The organism is Luteolibacter sp. Y139, from assembly GCF_038066715.1.
Lineage (GTDB): Bacteria > Verrucomicrobiota > Verrucomicrobiia > Verrucomicrobiales > Akkermansiaceae > Haloferula > Haloferula soli.
Window position 1 is genome coordinate 148770 of record NZ_JBBUKT010000010.1, and the last position, 18755, is coordinate 167524.

The window sequence follows — 18755 nt, forward strand, 5'->3', positions numbered from 1 at the left end:
CGAATCCCTGCGACATTTCCGACGTGCCGGCTGATTACCACACCCACACCCCGCTGTGCCGCCACGCGGAGGGAGAACCGGAGCAGTACATCGCCGCCGCGCTGGCCGCGGGGGTGACGGAATACGGGATCTCGGATCACGCGCCGGCCCGGCCGGAGCCGTTTGACGACTGGCGGATGCTGGAGAGCGAGCTGCCAGCGTATTTTGAGTGGATCGAGCGGGCGCGGGCCGTGGCGGGGACGATGCCGGTGCGGGCGGGGATGGAGTGCGATTGGCTGACGGGATGTGAGGGCTGGATCGAGGAGCTGGCGGGGCGGTATCCGTGGGATTACCTGATCGGGTCCGTGCACTACCTGGGCGTCTGGGATTTCGACAATCCGAAGTGGCTGGGGCGCTGGGCGGAGACGGATGTGGAGGCGGTGTGGGGGAGCTATTGGGAAACCTACGCGGAGATGGCGAAGAGCCAGCTTTTCGACATTTTGGGGCACCCGGATTTGATCAAGAAGTTTTCCCATCGGCCGGAGGGTGATCTGGCGCGGTTTTATGAGCCGGTGATCGAGGTGATTGCGGGCTCGGGGTGTGCGATTGAGCTGAATACGGCGGGGTGGCACAAGCCGTGTGCGGAGGCGTATCCGCATCCGCAGTTCCTAGAGTTGGCGTGCCGGGCGGGGGTGCCGCTGGTGATCTCGTCGGATGCGCATGCGCCGGGTGAGGTGGCGCGGGATTTTGAGAAGGCGATCGGGTGGGCGAGGTCGGCGGGGTACTCGGAGACGCAGCTTTTTGAGAAGCGGGCTCGGCGTGCGGTGGGGCTGTAGTGGACTCGTTTCCGCTCGAAGGCGGACTTGGAGGGACCGTTCGGTCCGCCTGAAGGCGGGACTACGTACAGCTCCGATGGAGCCGGATCGGTCGCTTCAGCAAGGGTGGCGGAAGTTCTCTGGGGAGAGAATCTCTGGGGAGAGAGCCAGCCTCAAAAAGGAAAGGGACGTGTGTGTGAGGGGGAGTAGCGGCGGCGGGGGCCGCTTTGGTTGTGGAGGAGCAAGCCGCCCGGCGGATCGGGGGATTTGACCCGCCGGGCGGCTGACAACACACACTAACACACACACTGTCGGGGGAAATCTTCCGGCTCGGGTTCTGGGGGGAATCGAGCCGGTTTCTCGGGCGAACCGGCCTTGGGAGTTGGGGGGAAATCCCACGGTCGGTTCGTCTGATCCCTTGGGCGTCGGTCGGGGGGCTTCCTTCGCTTCAGGTAAGTTCGCTGGGAACGAGGCGATCCAACACCCGATGGCTTAATTCGACAAGGTCTTTCGTGGTACGTGATCGCGTAGGAGGATATATGTTTCCCTTTTTCAGACTTTCAGGTTCGGAAGCCTTTTTGATTGGTAAAGTATTGAAAATCAGTCGAAATGCGAATTTGGTTAGGATATATTAATAATCCGGATTTGGTGGATTCCGAGACAGGGGATTGGCGGTTCAATGGAATTTCACCACATGGTTCTCAAAATCGGACCGGCGTAGGGGTCTGGGACTACAAATTCTGAAAGTGCGACGGGTTGGGGGATCCGGTGCTGGCGGGGCGATTTTCGGGTGACAAAAAGGACGCCTAAAACGCGAGTGCGGCCGTTTTGGCGATTGCGTTGATAATCAAGAAATGTTGCATTCTTTCCCATGGCCGTGCGGCACCCTTGGCTGGGGGGCTCCGGATAACGGATTTATGGAGCATTCAGGCGGGAAATCGTCGTTGGTAATCGCGTGCGGCGGCACGGGGGGGCATCTCTTCCCGGGCTTGGCAGTGGCGGAGGAGTGGACGGCCCGCGGCGGTGAGGTGCTGCTGCTGATCTCCGAGAAAAAGATCGATCAGGAGGCGCGGCGGAAGTATCCGCAGTATCGGTTTGAAACAGTGCCGGCGATTGGCAAGCCGGCGACCTTTTCGCCGAAGATGCTGCCCTTCCTGTGGAAGCTGTGGCGGACGACCGGGCGCTGCGGCTCGCTGCTGAAGGAATTCAAGGCGGATGCGGTGCTGGGGATGGGCGGCTTTACGTCGCTGCCGCCGTGTTGGGCGGCGAAGCGGGGTGGGCTGCCAGCGTTCGTGCACGATTCGAATGCGCTGCCGGGCAAGGCGAACCGGCTGACGGCGAAGTTTTGCCGGAAGGTTTTCATCGGGATGGATCCGGCGCGGGGATTTTTCCCGGGCAAGGATGTGGTTGCGACCGGGACACCAGTGCGGGCTGAGATGCGTGCGCTGCCGAGCCGGAAGGATGCGGCGGCGAAGTTTGGGCTCGATCCGTCGCGGCCGACGCTGCTGGTGACCGGTGGAAGCCAGGGCGCACGGCGCTTGAATTCGCTGGTGGCGATGGCGTTCGGCGATTTTCCGAAGGGCACGCAGGTGCTGCACATCGCGGGGCCGCTGGATCAGCCGCGGGTGGAGGAAGAGGCGGCCGGACGCGATGGCTATCGCGTGGTGGGATTTTGCGATGACATGCCGTCGGCGTATGCGATTTCCGATGCGGTGCTGTCGCGTTCGGGGGCATCGAGCATGACGGAGCTTTCATTCCTGGGGCTGCCTTCGATCCTAGTGCCGTTTCCGTATGCGGCGGACGATCACCAGACGCGGAATGCGGAAGTTTTTGAAAAAGCCGGCGCTGCGTTTTTGGAGCCGGAAGGTGCGCTGGATGCTGCGAAATTGGCCGCTCGCGTCACCTCGCTGATGAGCGACTTGCAAACGCGTGACCGCATGGCACAAGCGGCCCGTTCGCTTGCCGTGCCCGACGCTGCCGCGCGGGTCTGCGATGCGATCGAAGCGACCCTTTCCCGGAAATAATGAACGACCTGAGCTCCAAGCTGACCGACCGCGACCATCCGCTGCGCATCCACCTGATCGGGGTGGCTGGCTCGGGGATGAGCGGTCTGGCGCTGCTGCTGCTGGGCATGGGGCACCGTGTCAGTGGCTCGGACCGCGTGACTTCGGGTGAAACGGAGCGGATGCAGAAGGTTGGCCTCGTATTTTCTTCGCCACACACGGCGGAGGCGGTGCAGGGCGCGGACGTGGTGGTGTATTCCTCGGCGATCCGTCCGGAGAATCCGGCTTATGCTGCGGCGAAGGAGGCCGGGATTCCGGTGATCCGCCGGGCCGAGTGCCTCGCGGCGATCCTTCACACGCGGAAGGGGATCGTGGTTTCGGGGACGCATGGGAAGACGACGACGTCTTCGATGGTGGCGCATGCGCTGCGCGAAGGCGGCTTGCAGCCGAGTCACTATGTGGGCGCGGAAATTCCCGTGCTCGGCACGAATGCCCGCTGGTCGGAAGACGGCGAGTGGATGGTGGCGGAAGGCGATGAAAGCGATGGCACGCTGGCGCTCTATCGTCCCGGGTGCTCGATCATTCTCAACATCGAGGCGGAGCATCTCGATCACTACAAGGATCTGGATGAGATCAAGGCGGTCTTCGCGACGCTGGTGAGCCAGACGTCCGGGCCGGTGGTGTATTGCAAGGAGTGCGCGGTGGCGACGGAGGTCGCGACGAAGTCCGACCAGGCGGTCAGCTACGGCTGGTCGGGTGCGGACTACACGGCGGCCGAGATTCGCGAGCTGCGCGGTGCTACTGCATTCACCGTAGTTCGCAATGGTGAGATTCTGGGTGATGTGGAGCTCGGCATTCCGGGACGCCACAATGTGCTCAATGCGCTGGCGGCGATTGCCACGGCGGACAAGCTCGGTGCGGATTTCCGATTGGTATCGCGGGCGCTGAATACGTTTGCGGGTGCCAAGCGTCGTTTCGAAACGAAGTATCTGTCGCAGCGGATGCGGATCGTAGATGACTACGGTCATCACCCGACGGAATTGGCGGCGACGCTGCAGACGGCGCGGTCCTTGAAGCCGGGGCGGGTGGTGGTGCTTTTCCAGCCGCACCGCTACACGCGGACGCAGGCTTTGGCAGATGATTTCGGCAAGGTGTTGCAGGCTGCGGACAAGGTGTTCGTGACGGATGTTTATCCGGCGAGCGAGTTGCCGATTCCGGGCGTGAGCGGCGCGACGATTGTCGATGCTGCGAAGGCTTACGGGGATGGTGATGTGGTTTCGCTGCCGAGTCTGGCAACGGCGCATCATGTGGTGGGCAATTTCCTGGAGCCGGGGGATCTACTGATTACGCTGGGTGCGGGGAACGTCCATGAAGCGGGCACGCGGATCGCGAATGATCTGAAGGTGCTGGAGGAGATCCTGCGGCTCGCGCCGCGGGATGAGATCGATGCGAAGCTGTATGAGCCGATGCGCCGGCATACGACGATGCTGGTGGGTGGTCCGGCGCAGTTTTGGATCGAGCCGCATAGTTTTGAAGCATTTGCGGCGGTGGTGAGTCATTGTCGTGAGCGTGGTATCGCGCTGCGTGTCGTGGGTCGCGGGTCGAACCTGTTGGTTCGCGACGGCGGTATTCGCGGAGCGGTGGTGCATCCGAGCGGTGGTGTTTTCTCCGAGTGCCGTGCCGAGGATGGCAAGGTGATCGCCGGTGCCGGTGTGCGCTTGAAGAAGCTGGCGAGTGTCGCGCAAGCGGCGGGGATCGGTGGCTTCGAGTGGATGGAAGGCATTCCCGGGAATGTGGGTGGCGCGCTGCGGATGAATGCGGGCGCGATGGGGACCGAGACTTTCGACCAGGTGGTCAGCGTGACCTTCCTCGACGAGGATGGTGAGATCCGTGTGCGCTCGCGCGAGGAGATCGTGGCGAATTACCGCGATGTGCCGGAGCTGCGGCGGAACTTCGCCTTGCAGGCAACCTTCGAAGGCAAGCCGGATACGGCGGAGGCGATCCAAGGGCGCTGGGATGCTTCTCGCTCGAAGCGTCGGGCAAGCCAACCGGTCGCGGCGAGTGCTGGTTGCATCTTCAAGAACCCGGAGGAGACGCCTGCTGGCAAGCTGGTGGATGAGCTTGGCTTGAAAGGCAGCAACGAGGGCAAGGCCCGCGTGTCCGAGGTGCATGGCAATTTCATCGTCAACGGCGGCGGCGCGACGGCAAGCGAAGTGCTTGCAGTGATCGAGCGTATCAAGGCCGTGGCCCGCGAGACCCGCGGGATCGAACTCGAGACCGAGGTGAAAGTCCTCGGTGAAGACGAATTTACCTTCTGATATGATCTCCAAGGATCTCCTCATCGCCGTCCTGATGGGCGGCCCCGGCTCTGAACGCGAGGTTTCGCTGGCGTCGGGAAAGGCCGTGCTCAAGGCGCTGCAAACCGCGGGTTACAATGCCGTTGGCGTAGACGTCGCTGGACCGGACTTTGAGCTGCCGGCTGGGACAGGGCTCGCGTATAACGTGATTCACGGAACCTTTGGCGAAGATGGCCAGCTCCAGACGATTCTGGAGAACAAGGGGATCCCCTACACGGGTGCGGGCGTGGCGAGCAGCCGCGTCGCCTTCGACAAGAATCTCGCGAAGGAAAAGTTCCTCGCTGCGGGCGTGCCGACGCCGGCTTCTGAGATCGTGGATGTTTCGAATGGTCCGAAGCTGCCTTCCATTCCGGTGCCCTTCGTGGTGAAGCCGCCGCGCGAGGGGTCGAGCGTGGGAGTGACGATCGTGAAGGAGGAGTCGCAGGCGATGGCCGCGATGGAGACTGCTGCCAAGTATGGCAATGACATCCTCGTGGAAGCTTTCGTCGAAGGGAAGGAACTCACCGTGGGCATTCTGGACGACACGGCGATGCCGATTGTTCACATCGCGCCGCGCGATGGCTTCTACGACATGGCGAACAAGTATCCGTGGCTGAGCGGGGGAGTGGGCAGTGATTACTACTGCCCGGCCGACCTCGATGCCGAGACGACGCGCCGGGTGCAGGAGGCTGCGCTTGCGGGGCATCGTTCGCTGGGCGTGGAGGTTTACTCGCGCGTCGATGTGCTGCTGGATGCGGCGGGCAATCCTTTCGTCCTTGAAGCCAATACCATTCCCGGGATGACGGAGACGAGCCTGCTGCCAAAATCCGCCGCTGCCCACGGGATCGACTTTACCGCTCTCTGCCTCAAGATCGCCGAACTGTCGCTCGCCCTTCGTTCGTAACCACCCTCCCACCATGTTCAAGCGCCGCACCTCCCGCGTTCAACACCGTCGCCAAGTCATCGAGCTTCAGGCGAAGGTGGTCTCGCCGCGCATTGTCTGGTACAGCGTTGTGAAGAACTGCCGCAAGATGGTGCGGGTCGCTGTGATCCTGGCCCTCCTCGGTGGAGCGGTGTGGGGCGTGAAGTACGGGATCCGTCGTGGATTGCTGGAGAACGAGGAGTTCCGGCTCCAGGCGATCGAGCTGACGCCGAATCCCGCGATCGACGAGCGCCGGCTGGTTCAAGTGGCGGGCATTGATTTGAAGGGCAGCCTCTTCGACTGCCATGTCGCGGAGATCCAGGCGAAGCTGGGGGCGCTGCCCGAGCTGGCGTCGGTGAAGGTCCGCCGCGAATTCCCCGGCACGTTGATCGTGGAAGCGATTGCCCGCGAACCGCATGCGTGGGTTTCCTCGCCAGCGCACGGTGTCGCGGCGCGAGATCCGGAGAAGGGCCTGCTGGTGGACCGGAATGGTTTTGCCTTCCGCTGCCCGCCAGCCTTGCTGGAGAAGGCTTCGGCATTGCCGGTGTTGCAACTCGGTGAAGGAGGCGAGATGCCCGTTGCCGGAAAACAAGTGGTGCATCCCGAGTTCGACCGCCTGATGCGTCTCTACCACGTCGCCTGCAACGAGATCGAAGGTGCTGACAAGTGGATCGACACACTGCGCCAGAGCCGCTCGTGGTCGCTGGAACTCGTTTCGCACGATGGGACCGCTGCTTCCTTCGGCCTCGGCGATCACGAGAGGCAGATGAGCGACCTGCGTGCGGCGCTCGAGCATGCGCGCACGCAGAACCAGCAGATCGCCTCGATCGAACTCATTCCCGAGCGGAATATCCCCGTCATCCTCCTTGCCGAGAGCGCCCCGCGTGCGATCCCGCGCGAGGAGGCAGCACCCGCATCCGCACCTGTGCGTGTGACGCCGAACCGTCGCTCCCGCGACCTCCAAAATCTCCTGAATCGCTGAACCACCCCCATGCCTCGCTCCAAGATCCACGTCGGCCTTGAAATCGGCACCAGCAAGATCTGCATGGTGGTCGGAGAGGTGAAATCCGACGGCTCCGTGAAAATCCTCGGCGTCGGCCAGTCGAAGTCCGTGGGCGTGCGCAAGGGAGAGATCTATGATTTCCCGCAGGTGCGCGCTTGCCTGAAGGATGCGCTGGTGAAGGCGGAGGATGCGAGCGATGTCGAAATCGGCAGCGTCTATCTTTCGGTCACCGGGTCGCACATTCATGGGGTGAACAATCGCGGGAGCTTCCGTCTGCCGGACGACGAGTCGGTGATCGCGCCGAATCATGTCCAGGAGGCGAAGGAGATCGCCCGGGCGGTGGCGATCCCGGCGGACCATGTTTACCTGCATCACATCATCCGCCGCTTCGGGGTGGATGGCTTCGAGCACGCGACGTCGCCGGTCGGGCTTTCGGGGAAGACGGTGGATGCCGATTTCCACGTGATTCACGGCATCCGCTCGCGGATCGAGAACCAGATCAAGTGCGTGCGGGAGATGCCGCTGGATATCGATGACCTGGTGTTCGCACCGATCGCTTCGGCGCAGGTGGCGCTCGACCGCGAGTCGAAGGAGCGCGGGGCGCTGGTGATCGACATCGGCGGTGGTACGACGGATTACGTACTTTATCTCGATGGTGCGATCGAGGCGTCCGGCTGCATTCCGGTCGGCGGTGATCACATCACGAATGACATTCACCTAGTCACCGGCCTTGCCTTCTCAAAGGCGGAGACGCTGAAGGTCCGCGAGGGCGACGCCTCCGCTGATCCGGCACGCTCGGTGGGCGTGATCAAGGTGGCCGACGACAAGGGCTTCGCGGAAGCCGACGTGAAGCGCCAGCTTCTCAACGACATCATCCGCCAGCGGATGGAGGAGACGCTGAAGCTGCTGCTGCGCCGCCTGCCCGACGGGGCGATGGAGCGCGTGGGCACCGGCGTCTTCCTGTCCGGTGGCAGCAGCCTGATGCGCGGCTTCGGCGAGCTGGCGCACGATATTTTCAAGCGGGACATCTATCGTCCCGAGCCGCCTGAACTGAGCGGCGTGCAAGCGAACTTCAAGGACCCCCAGTTCACCACCGCCATCGGCCTGATCCGCTATGCGCAGATCATTGAGGCCGAGCGCGAACCGAAGCGCGGCTTCCTGCGCCGCCTCTGGCCCTTCTCAAAGTAACCAACCCCGGCGGCGCTGCCGCCTCTCCTGACATGATCGAATTCCCACGCGACGCCCAGAACACCATTCCATCCTCCTCGGTGAAGATCGTCGGCCTCGGCGGTGCCGGTACCAACATGCTCGACCGGGTCGTCCTGGACGGCATGGACGGCGCGGAGATGCTGGCGGTGAACACCGACATCCGCACGCTGTCCGGCTCGGTGGCCCGCGAGCGCATCCAGCTCGGCCGCAATCTGACCAAGGGTCTTGGCTGCGGTGGTGATCCGGAGCTTGGCCAGCAGGCGATCCTGGAAGCGGAGTCCGAGATCCGGGCCGCGCTGAAGGGCCGCAAGATCGTTTTCCTCTGCGTGGGCCTCGGCGGTGGCACCGGCTCCGGTGCGGCACCGATCATCTGCCGCGTTGCTCGTGAGGAAGGCGCGTTCGTGGTGGTCTTCGCCACGATGCCGTTCAGCTTCGAAGGCCGTCGCCGCCGTGAGCAGGCGGATACCTCGCTCAATGAGCTGGCAGTGCTTTCGAACGCGCTGGTGACCTTCGACAACACCCGCATGGGTGATCTGGTGCTGGCGAAGCAGGGCATCCATGAAGCCTTCGCTGCGGCGGATCGCATGATCTCGGAGAGTATCAAGGCGGTGATCCGCCTGGTGATCCGCCCGGGCCTGATCAATGTGGGTCTGGATGACCTGATGACCGCACTGCGCACGACGCGCTCGCGGTGTCTCTTCGGCTCCGGCATCGCGAGTGGCAAGGACCGCGCGCAGAAGGCGCTGCGCAATGCGCTCAACAGCCCGCTGCTTGATCAAGGCGCGCTGCTGCGGGATGCGGAGAGCGTGCTCGTTCACCTCTGCGGTGGTCAGGATCTCACGCTGTATGAAATCGAGCTGCTGATGCAGAGCCTTTCGAAGCACGTGCCGGACAAGGCGCACGTCCTTTTCGGTGCGGCCGTCGATCCGAGCATGGGCGAAAGCCTGAGCATCACGATGGTCAGCTCCTTGCCTGAGGATCGCCTGCACGCGACGCGCACCGCGCCGATGGAGCGGCCTGCGTTATTAGAACCGACGGTTGGCTTTGCCGATAACGAGGAAGAGGAGGAAGAAGAGCCCGTGGCCGTGGCCCCGCCTCAACCCGCTCCCCAGCGCGAGGTGGTGCGTGAACCGGTTCGCGAGCGCGAGCCTGTGCGCGAACCTGTGCGTGAGGTCGAGCCCGCTCCGGTGAAAAAAGCCCAGCCGCCCGCGTCGGTGGCCAAGGCGATCGCTGCGGCCTCCTTGTTCGACGAGACCAAGCCGGTGGTTGCCGAATTCAACTCCAAGCCGAAGCCCGCGCCGGCTGCGGTGGAAGAAGAGGAGATGCCTTTTGCCGAACCCGAGCAGTCGGCGTTCACGATCGACCGCAAACCGGCGCAGGCGGTCGCCAGCAACGATGACTTCGCTGGCAAGGCGGAGGAGATCGTGACGCTCAAGCCAGTGACCGAAGTCGAAGCGGAAGACGAATTCCCCGAGATGCCGGAGCTGGACGATGCCCCGGAAGAAGAGTCGCCAGCTTTCTTTACGATCGAGGATGAAGAGCCTGCTCCGGAAGAAGAGCCCGAGCCGGTCGCTGCCACCAAGGGAGACAAGCCGGTGGTGCTTCCTGGTGTCTTCGATGAACTCGACGATGTTTTCGCAGGCATGGAAGACCCCGCGGCACCGGAGACGCCGGTGGTGCCCGTCAAGGCCCGTGGTGGCAAGGGGCAGGCCGAGCTCAGCTTCGAAGGCGGTCCGCGCGGCAAGTTCGAAGGCGGTTCGCCGAGCCTCTTCGAAGGCGAGGATCTGGATGTGCCGGCGTTCTTGCGGAAGAAGCGCTGAGAGCGTCAGGGCTTCGTGAGTTCACGCGCTGCTTCTTCATAGAGGCAGCGCGCGATGAGCCAATCGTACCATTGGCCGAAGGGAACTTGCTGGGGTGTATCGTCGGCTTGGGCGAAGGCATTGCCGAGGGTTTTGCCTGCGGCCTGGAGCATTTCGTTGGCGGCGGCGTTTCCGCCCGTGCTCTGTCGGGTCATCGCGAGGACAGCTTGTGCTGCGGCCATTCCTTCGGGGGCGAGGCCGGAGGTGAGGCATTTTTCCAAGTGCTCTGCTGCCACTTGGAATTCGCCGAGGCGATAGGCGCAGAGGCCCTTGTTCAGCAGCGCCCACGAGTGCGAGTAGTCTTCAAGTCCGAGTGAGCGGTCGGAGAGGGAGTGGGCGAGGTTGCGGTCGAAGTCGATGCCGGGCATGAGCCAGCAGATCTTTGACGCGCGCTCGGCATCGAGCAGGTAAGGGGAGTTCGCGAACGCTTCGAGAGCCTTGTGGCAGAGGTTGCGATAGCCTTCCCGATCGTTTGCTCGCGATAGGAGTGCTGCCTGATGAAGGAAGCGGATGCTCTGGGCGCTGAGATCGATCAAGTGGGACGTGTCCTCAGCCGCCGTGCGCCAGTGCCCTTGGCGAGCGCGCCATTCGGCACGAGCCAGCAGGGCGTCCTGATGCTCCCAGGTGGGCTTCGCGGGTAGCTCCTGTTCGGCGCGTCGGCCGATGGCTTCCCACAACGCTTGCGATGCGCCCTCACGTCCGGCTTGTCCGTAGGCCGCGGCGATCTCGACCATGGTCCTGAGGGATTGTTCGGGGCTTTTCTCCATTGCGATTCGCCGCAGGTCGGCGGCATTGCTGCGCAGTCGCATCGCTTCATCGCGACGGCCCACGCGTTCGTAGGAGCCTGCGAGGTTTTCCATCCTGAGCATGGTTTCCGGGTGCTCGGATCCAAGGACCTTGTGGCTGGTTTCCAGCACTTGCTCACGGAGCTTCAGCGACTCCTCGTGACGACCGGCCTGATCATAGGAGATGGTGAGGTTGCTGATGGCGCGCAAGGTGTCGGGATGCTCCGGGCCGCGAACCTTTTGGAGCTTGGAGAGGACTTCCTCGCGCAACTTGAGGGCCTCTTCCTTGTCGCCGTTGCGATCCTTGGAGATCGCGAGGTTTTGCATCGCGCTCAAGGTGCGGGGATCGTCTGCCCCGAAGCGCTTGAGAGTCCGGTCCAAGACCTCGACACGCAATTCCAAGGCGGTCGTGGCGCGACCGACGGTGTCGTATGAAATGGCCAGATGCTGCATGGCCGCGATGGTCTTCGGATCGTCCGGGCCATCGTGGCGGCGATGAAATTCGAGGAGCTCTTCCTGAAGGCGGCCTGCATAGCCCGGCTTGTTGCCGAAGGCATAGGAGAGTGCGAGATCGCTGGCCGTGGAGAGTGTGCGCTCGTCCTCTTTCCCGAAGCGGTTCAGGTAATGATAGTAGGCTTTTTCCTGCAGATCGATCGCCTCCTGATAGAGGCCGAGTGCGTTGTAGGTGTTCCCGAGCGCATGCTGGAAATGAGCGCGGCGGTCGGGCTGGTCCGCGAAATCGGTTTCGAGTTTTTTGGAGGCGCGTTCGAGTGATTCCGCGACGGTGACTTGCCTGCCGCTGATGGTGGGATCGGGGCTGGCGAAGACCTCGGTGAGGAATTTCGCCACGTCTTCGGCTTCGCGGCGGGCGCGGTCCTTTTCATCCCGCTCGGCGGCGACGTTCGCGAGGCTGGCGACGGCCACGTCTTCGGCCTTCTTGGCGCGGATGGCCTGGCGCATGGAAACGACCGTGGCGGCTACCATCACCGCGGCGACCAAAGCGGCCATGGTGACGCCCCTGCGGTGGCGTTCGACAAACTTCCGCATCTGATAGAGGCGGCTGGGTGCGGCGGCGCTGACGGGTTCATTGCGGAGGAAACGACCGAGGTCCTCGCGCAGGGCATTGGCGGTTTCGTAGCGGCGGCGGCGGTCCTTTTCGAGGGCCTTCAGCACGATCCAGTCGAGTTCGCCGCGGATGAGGAAGCCGAGCGTCTTTGGCTGGGTGTGGCGGGCCTTCGCGATGGTGCGGATTTCCTCGTCCTCGATCGTGGCCAGGCGCGTGGAGGGGCGGGGGGCTTCCTTTTCGCGGATGATGCGGCGCATTTCATCGAAGCCGGCGGCCATCAATTCACTGGCTTCGATGGGTGGCTTGCCGGTGAGCAATTCGTAGAGAAGGACGCCGAGGCTGTAGATGTCCGAGCGGGTGTCGATGTCGATGGCGGACAGGCTGGCCTGCTCGGGTGAGATGTAGAGAGGGGTGCCGATGAATTGCTCGAAGCGGGTGAAGAGCGTCTTGTCGGTGAGCTGCTGCTGCATGGCCTTCGCGATGCCGAAGTCGATGACCTTCACGACCGGACGGTCGCCATCGAGGCCGACGATGATATTCGATGGCTTCAGGTCGCGGTGGATGATGCCTTTCTGGTGGGCGTGCTGGACGGCGGCGCAGACTTCGCTGAAGAGCTCCAATCTACGACGGGTGTCGTACTCGTGGACATCGCAGAAGGTGGTGATGGACATGCCGCGCACGAGCTCCATCACGAAGTAGGGCCGACCGGTGGCGGTGGCACCGGCGTCGAAGACCTTGGCGATGCCGGGGTGTTCCATCATCGCGAGGGCCTGTCGCTCGGCCTCGAAGCGGGCGATGACGTCGCGGGTGTCCATGCCGGCCTTGATGATCTTGAGCGCGACGCGGCGGATGATGGGCTCGCGTTGCTCGGCCATGAAGACGACGCCGAAGCCGCCTTCGCCGATGCGCTGGAGGAGCTTGTAGCGGCCGATGGTGTCGCCCGCTTTTTCTGCGATCTCGGGCGCGCGCGGGGCATCCATGCCGGCGAAGAAAGCATCGGCTTCGTTCGCGTCCTTCAGCAGCGCTTCCACCCGCGCCCGCTGCTCCGGCGAATCGCAGGCTTCATCGAGGTAGGGGGCGCGCTCGTGCTGCGGGAGCTCGCGGGCTACTGCGAAGATGTCGTCGTGGGTATCCATCATGACCCCTCGTGCGAAATCCTGCCGGGAAAACGGACAGGGGGGAGGAAAATTTTTTCAGCCGTCGCCGCGGATGGCGCGGTAGAGCCAGACCTTGGCGAGTTCCCAGTGACGGCGGATGGTTTTTTCGTTGAGGTCCAGCAGGGCGGCGATCTCGTTGTGATCGAGGCCGGCGAAGAAGCGGAGCTTCACGATTTTGGCTTTCAGCGGATCCTCGGTTTCGAGGGCATCGAGCACTTCGTGGATTTGGAGGAGCTTTTCGTCTTCGGAGGCAATGCCGTGGAGTTCTTCGTCAAGGGCGGTGGCGGCGAGACCTCCACCGCGTTTTTCCGTGGCGCGGCGGCGGGCGTTTTCGACGAGGATGCGGCGCATGGCCTCCGAGGCTGCGCCGAAGAAATGGCGGCGGTTGTTCCAGTTCTGGTCACCATCGGCGAGACGCAGCCACGCTTCGTGAACGAGGGCGGTGGCTTGCAAGGTGTGGCCGGAGCGCTCGCTCGCCATCTTGCCGGCGGCCATGCGGCGTAGCTCGCCGTAGATGGACTCCAGTAGCGTGGCTGATGCGGAGTCGTCACCTGCGGCCACGGCATTGAGCACGCGGGTGACGTCGCTGCCTTCTCGCGAACTATCTGGAGGGAGTGGCATCCGGGAGGTTCAGCGACAATGTCGCTAGCTTTCCCTTTTATCACAACGAGGAACTTCGATGGACGATGCGCAAGAGCGGGTAGCGAGAACTACCGGGGTGGGGAGCTAGGCACCACGTATCGCGGTGATCATAGTGGATTATCGCAGGAGTCCACGGATTCCGTGTTCTGCGTAAAACCCAAGACCCATGAAACCCAGAATTCAGACCAACGGCCCGGTCGCCACTGCGAGAGCAAGAGCGGCTTTGGTTCTCCACTCCCACGCATCGGCAGCATTCATCGCGGCCGATCCCGGCAAGCGCAAGTAGGCATTCATCGCCGGCAGAGACTTCCTTCCACATCCGGTGATCCGAGGCGCCCTTCTTTCAAGGGGCTAAGGGATGGCCGGAGCGGACGGTCGTGCCCTTTACCCGGAGAATTTCAAAGCGGACCTCCCTAGTAACTTCCCCAAAGAACCCATGAAATCACCACACAAGCGTAACAAGACAAGCCCCTCCGCCCTTATCATAGCGGTGGGAGCCCTCCTCCCCGGCATCGCTGCCGCCCAGACCTTCCTGATCAATGCCACGACGAACAACGGCAGCTTCGAGTTGCTCGGTCCTGTTCCCGGCGCGGCGAATGCCGCCAAAGCCACCAACTGGGATACGGATCCCGACGGCGACGTCACTTACTGGACTCAATTTCCCGGTGTGGGAGTCCAGGGTGACAGTGGCACCGAGACGGGTGCCTCCACCAACGGAACCAAGAGAGCATTCCTGCAGAACGGAAATGCGGTCTACAACATGACCACCCATGTCATCCAGGCCGGGGACAAGTTCACGTTCGCTTGGGATGCCATCAACACTCCGGCTCACAACGTTTCGTTGGTCTACGACAACGGCGGAACCCTCGTGGCGCTGGGAACCCCGGTCGCTTCCACGACGATTGGCAATGGCAAGACGGGCTCATACATTGTGGCGCTCGGAGATCCTGCCGTCGGCCATACGGTCGGCCTCAAGATCGCATCCACGGGAAATTACCCGGCGATCGACAACGTGCTGCTGAGCTTCGTGTTCACCGATCCGGATACCGATGGCGACACGCTCTTCGATTTGTACGAGGACAAGTATTTCGGGAACAACGATGGCATCGTCACACCGTCCGACCTTTCTCCTCAAAATGGTTCCGGGGATCCCGACGGGGATACCCTGAGCAACGCGACGGAGTTCAACCTGAGCAAGACGGATCCAACGCTTGCCGATACCGATGGCGACACGCTTTCCGATGCGGCGGAGTACAACGGGACGTCGAACGCCTTCGCCCCGGGGACGAAAACGAATCCCTTGCTGAAGGATTCGGACGGAGACCGGGTGAGCGATGCCGAGGAGAATGGCTCGCTGAACAAATATCCACTGCCGGGCGGAGGCGGAGCCACGAATCCCAACGATCCCGATACCGACTTCGACGGGGTCAATGACTATGAGGAACTGGCCTATCACTCCAATCCCAATGACTTCGACAGCAGGCCGACACCCACGCTGCACAACCTGGTCGACAACACCCTGCAGAACGGGAGTTTCGAGTTGAGGAATGGAATTCTCAACACCGCCAAGACAACGCACTGGGATGCCATCGTGGGAGACACGAACGATATCGATAACTGGACTGAGTGGCTTCCTGCCATCGGTGGCATTTCGACGAATCCTACCGATAGCGGTGTGGAGGGCGGGGGAACGAACGGGCCGATGCGCGGTTACCTTCGCGGTGGCGACGCGATCTACAACCTCTCGAATAGCTCCGCGGGAGAAGGGTCCGTGTATGCCTGCACTTGGAAGCAGGTGAGTGCTGCCGGGAACGTGCTCACCGCACGGCTGGTGTATCAGGATGGGTCATTCATCCGCCCGATCAATGATTCCTTGGCGACCACGTCCACGGGGACGGTGGCGACGCCAGGATTGGGCCGAATCCTCTATCGTGTGCCTGCGGGTAGTCCGGCGATCGGCAAGCAGATCGGAGTCGCCTTCAGCTCGGGCGGGAGTTGGATCGGCTTTGACGAGGTGGTCCTCAATATCGCGGATGGTGACTCCGATCACGACGGCTTGGGTGACTTCGACGAAGATCACTTCTTCGGAAACAATGACGGGATTCCAACCCTGGCTGAGCTCGCGCTGCAAAGCGGTACCAGCGATGCCGATGGAGACGGCCTGAACAACAATAGCGAGATCAACGTTTTCCACACCTTTCCGAAAGTCAAAGACTCGGACGGCGATGGTCTGGAGGACGGGCCGGAAGTGGCCGAGCTGCTGACGGTTGAAGTGGGCGTGATTCCGTCGAATCTCTACAATGGAAGGGCGACCGATCCGCTTCTTACCGACTCGGATCATGATGGGATCACTGATTTCGAAGAGAACGGCTCGCTCAACGTGGCTTTCTCCAACCAGCCGACCGATCCTAACGCCACTGACACCGACAGTGACGGCATCAGTGACAGGAATGAGGTCTACTACGGCTCCAATCCCAACGATGATACGAGCGTTCCGAATCCCGTCCTTTACTCGCTGATCAACAACTACCTCTTGAACGGTAGCTTCGAGTTGCAAGGCGGAGTTGCGAGCACAGTGAAGCAAGTGCAATGGGACAATCCGGCGGGCGACGTCGACAACTGGAAGTTGTGGACCGAGCTTTCGAGTGCCTCGACCGACAGCGGTGTGGAGCCGGGTGGCTCGCATGGCGCGATGAGGGCCTTCCTCCAAGGTGGGAATGCGGTCTATAACATGACGTCCGAGGTGGCGGCAGCTGGAGCGGTGTATGCCTGCTCATGGAAACATACGGGAAATGACGGCACGATCGACGTGCAGCTGGTTTACAATGACGGCGGCGTGATCAAGTCGCTCGCGGCCTCCTCGGCGGTGACGACCAATGCGGCGCAGACGGGCGACCTGGTTTACCGGATTCCCGCAGGTAGTCCGGCGATCGGAAAGACGATCGGCATTGGCGTTCGCAATGTGACCGCTGGCTATCCGCAGGTCGACGAGTTCTCGCTGAGTGTGGTTTCGCCAGACACTGACGGAGACGGCCTGGCGGATCGCTGGGAAACCGACAACTTCGGTGCAGGCAACCTGAGTCAGGGCCCGGGAGGCGATCCTGATGGCGATGGCTACACCAACCTTCAGGAACAGGCGGCTCACAGCAACCCGAACGATGCCACCTCGAACCCTGGCGACGGGGATCGCGATGGACTGGCGGATGCCTGGGAGACCGAGAAATTCGGCAATCTCGCCCAGACTGGAGCAGGTGATTTCGATAGTGATGGCAGCACCAACCAAACCGAGTTCCGGCTGGGCTTGGATCCGGTCAGCGGAAGCTCCTTCTTTGTTGCGGCGGTGGGTTCGGGCGGGGCGATCCAGTGGCCGAGTGCCACCGGGGTCACTTTCAAGATCCAGCGGAGCACGACCTTGGGTGCGGATTGGGTCACGCTTGAGGCTGCTTTCCCCGGCACCGCAGGCACGGCCAGCTATACCGATCCCTCGCCGCCAGCCGGCAAGGCCTTCTACAAGATCGAGCTGAACCCATGATCCGACGGTTTCCTCCGAGGCTCGCCTGATTCCCTGGTGTCTCTTTCCCGTAGCAATTCTTCGTGAGAGGGCACCAGGCTATCGGGGCCTGAATGGGTCAGCCTGACCACGAAAGACCGGCGCGCTGGCGGAGAAATTCCGCTGGCGCGCTTACTTTGTGAGCCAGTCCTTGAAGGTGCCTTCGTTGGCGGGGAGCTGGATGGCCACCTTCTCGCGATCGGCGAGGATGGCGAGGCGCTCGGGGATCTCGACGGAGCCCTTGCCAATTTCCTGTTCCATCACGTCGAGGAACTTCGAGGGGTGGGCGGTTTCCAGGGTGATCGTCGCGTTGCCGGGATTGGAGGCACGCCACTTGCGGGCGGCCAGCCAGCCGACAGCTCCGTGCGGGTCGATCTCGTAGTTGTAGAGCGATTTCACCTCGCGGATCCCAGCGCGGGTCTGGTCATCGGTGAAGGAGACACCTTCGATCTTGGCGCGCATGGCGTCCCACGAGTTGCCGAAGAGCGCCTGCATGCGGGCGAAGTTCGAGGGTGCGCCGACGTCCATGGCGTTCGAGATGGTCGCGGTGCTCGGGCGCGGGTGGTAGTTGCCGCTCTTGAGGTAGGCGGGGACGACGTCGTTGAGATTGGTGGCGGCGATGAATTTCTTCACCGGCAGGCCGAGTTGTACGGCGAGGAGGCCGGCGGTGAGATTGCCGAAGTTGCCGGAGGGGATGACGAACACAGGCTCGACGCCTTCCGGGAGCTGGCGTGCACTATGGATATAGTAGAAGCTCTGCGGGACGAGGCGGGAGAGATTGATCGAGTTCGCCGAGGTCAGGTTGAGGCGCTCGGAAAGGTCGCGATCGAGGAAGGCGGACTTCACGAGGCGCTGGCAGTCATCGAAGGTGCCATCGATTTCCAGGGCGGTGATATTGTCGCCGAGGGTGGTGAGCTGCTTTTCCTGGAGACCGGAGACCTTGCCCTTCGGGTAGAGGATGATGACGCGGGTGCCGGGGACCTTGTGGAAGGCCGAGGCGACGGCGCCGCCGGTATCACCGGAGGTGGCGACGAGCACGGTGAGTTCGCGATTGTCGCCGCGGACGAGCCAGCCCATCAGGCGGGCCATGAAGCGGGCACCGAAGTCCTTGAAGGCGAGGGTGGGTCCGTGGAAGAGCTCGAGGATGTGATCGCCCGGTGCGAGCGGGATGACGGGTGCGTCAAAGGCGAGCGTGCCTTCGACGATTTCCTTCAGCGCGGCGGCTGGCACATCTTCGTTGAAGAATGCGTGCGCCACGGCGTAGCCGATTTCCTGGAAGGAAAGTTCGCGCCAGATCGCCCAGAACTCCGGGCCGAGCACCGGAAGGGTGTCCGGCATGTAGAGGCCATTGTCCGGCGGGAGGGAGCGGAGGATCGCTTCCTTGAGGTCCACCCGGTGGGCGGGATTGTTGGTGGAGTGGTAGAGCATG

The 18755-nt window shown here is 62.6% G+C and carries 11 protein-coding genes; 8 read left to right on the plus strand and 3 right to left on the minus strand.

The window, feature by feature from the left end:
- Positions 1-23: 23 nt before the first annotated feature.
- The 7 genes from WKV53_RS21940 to WKV53_RS21970 all read left to right on the plus strand — a co-directional run bounded on the left by WKV53_RS21940 (position 24) and on the right by WKV53_RS21970 (position 10087).
- Positions 24-815 carry a histidinol-phosphatase HisJ family protein gene (locus WKV53_RS21940; RefSeq protein ID WP_341406955.1) on the plus strand — a complete coding sequence of 264 codons (792 nt, stop codon included), beginning with the start codon at positions 24-26 and terminating at the stop codon, positions 813-815.
- Between the two features lie 896 nt (positions 816-1711).
- On the plus strand, positions 1712-2818 hold the full coding sequence (gene murG / locus WKV53_RS21945; RefSeq protein ID WP_341406956.1) for an undecaprenyldiphospho-muramoylpentapeptide beta-N-acetylglucosaminyltransferase: 1107 nt from the start codon (positions 1712-1714) through the stop codon (positions 2816-2818).
- A complete protein-coding gene (gene murC, locus WKV53_RS21950) occupies positions 2818-5115 on the plus strand; it encodes a UDP-N-acetylmuramate--L-alanine ligase (RefSeq protein ID WP_341406957.1) in 2298 nt (765 codons plus the stop codon). Before murG ends, murC begins: the two co-directional genes overlap by 1 nt.
- A gap of 1 nt (position 5116) precedes the next feature.
- Positions 5117-6037 carry a D-alanine--D-alanine ligase gene (locus WKV53_RS21955; protein ID WP_341406958.1) on the plus strand — a complete coding sequence of 307 codons (921 nt, stop codon included), beginning with the start codon at positions 5117-5119 and terminating at the stop codon, positions 6035-6037.
- Positions 6038-6050: 13 nt separating this feature from the next.
- Positions 6051-7037 carry a cell division protein FtsQ/DivIB gene (locus WKV53_RS21960; RefSeq protein ID WP_341406959.1) on the plus strand — a complete coding sequence of 329 codons (987 nt, stop codon included), beginning with the start codon at positions 6051-6053 and terminating at the stop codon, positions 7035-7037.
- A 9-nt stretch (positions 7038-7046) separates the two neighbouring features.
- Positions 7047-8246, plus strand: coding sequence for a cell division protein FtsA (gene ftsA, locus WKV53_RS21965; protein ID WP_341406960.1), 1200 nt, complete (start codon positions 7047-7049; stop codon positions 8244-8246).
- 32 nt (positions 8247-8278) lie between these two features.
- Positions 8279-10087, plus strand: coding sequence for a cell division protein FtsZ (locus WKV53_RS21970; RefSeq protein ID WP_341406961.1), 1809 nt, complete (start codon positions 8279-8281; stop codon positions 10085-10087).
- 5 nt (positions 10088-10092) lie between these two features.
- Here the strand turns inward: WKV53_RS21970 and WKV53_RS21975 are convergent, their stop codons facing one another.
- Both WKV53_RS21975 and WKV53_RS21980 read right to left on the minus strand, forming a co-directional pair.
- Positions 10093-13116, minus strand: a complete 3024-nt coding sequence (locus tag WKV53_RS21975) for a protein kinase domain-containing protein (protein WP_341406962.1) — start codon at positions 13114-13116, stop codon at positions 10093-10095.
- Between the two features lie 54 nt (positions 13117-13170).
- On the minus strand, positions 13171-13755 hold the full coding sequence (locus WKV53_RS21980; RefSeq protein WP_341406963.1) for a sigma-70 family RNA polymerase sigma factor: 585 nt from the start codon (positions 13753-13755) through the stop codon (positions 13171-13173).
- Between the two features lie 457 nt (positions 13756-14212).
- Between WKV53_RS21980 and WKV53_RS21985 the strand changes: the two genes are divergently transcribed.
- Entirely contained in the window at positions 14213-17308 is a 3096-nt protein-coding gene (locus tag WKV53_RS21985) for a hypothetical protein (RefSeq protein ID WP_341406964.1), read from the plus strand.
- A gap of 150 nt (positions 17309-17458) precedes the next feature.
- Here WKV53_RS21985 and thrC read toward each other — a convergent pair whose 3' ends face one another.
- On the minus strand, positions 17459-18754 hold the full coding sequence (gene thrC, locus WKV53_RS21990; RefSeq protein WP_341406965.1) for a threonine synthase: 1296 nt from the start codon (positions 18752-18754) through the stop codon (positions 17459-17461).
- Position 18755 lies beyond the last annotated feature (1 nt).

Excerpts from the sequence above, each read along its gene's own strand:
- murG (WP_341406956.1), top strand. The coding sequence starts at position 1,712 with ATGGAGCATTCAGGCGGGAAATCGTCGTTGGTAATCGCGTGCGGCGGC.
- murC (WP_341406957.1), top strand. The coding sequence starts at position 2,818 with ATGAACGACCTGAGCTCCAAGCTGACCGACCGCGACCATCCGCTGCGC.
- WKV53_RS21955 (WP_341406958.1), top strand. The coding sequence starts at position 5,117 with ATGATCTCCAAGGATCTCCTCATCGCCGTCCTGATGGGCGGCCCCGGC.
- WKV53_RS21960 (WP_341406959.1), top strand. The coding sequence starts at position 6,051 with ATGTTCAAGCGCCGCACCTCCCGCGTTCAACACCGTCGCCAAGTCATC.
- ftsA (WP_341406960.1), top strand. The coding sequence starts at position 7,047 with ATGCCTCGCTCCAAGATCCACGTCGGCCTTGAAATCGGCACCAGCAAG.
- WKV53_RS21970 (WP_341406961.1), top strand. The coding sequence starts at position 8,279 with ATGATCGAATTCCCACGCGACGCCCAGAACACCATTCCATCCTCCTCG.
- WKV53_RS21975 (WP_341406962.1), bottom strand. The coding sequence starts at position 13,116 with ATGATGGATACCCACGACGACATCTTCGCAGTAGCCCGCGAGCTCCCG.
- WKV53_RS21980 (WP_341406963.1), bottom strand. The coding sequence starts at position 13,755 with ATGCCACTCCCTCCAGATAGTTCGCGAGAAGGCAGCGACGTCACCCGC.
- WKV53_RS21985 (WP_341406964.1), top strand. The coding sequence starts at position 14,213 with ATGAAATCACCACACAAGCGTAACAAGACAAGCCCCTCCGCCCTTATC.
- thrC (WP_341406965.1), bottom strand. The coding sequence starts at position 18,754 with ATGCTCTACCACTCCACCAACAATCCCGCCCACCGGGTGGACCTCAAG.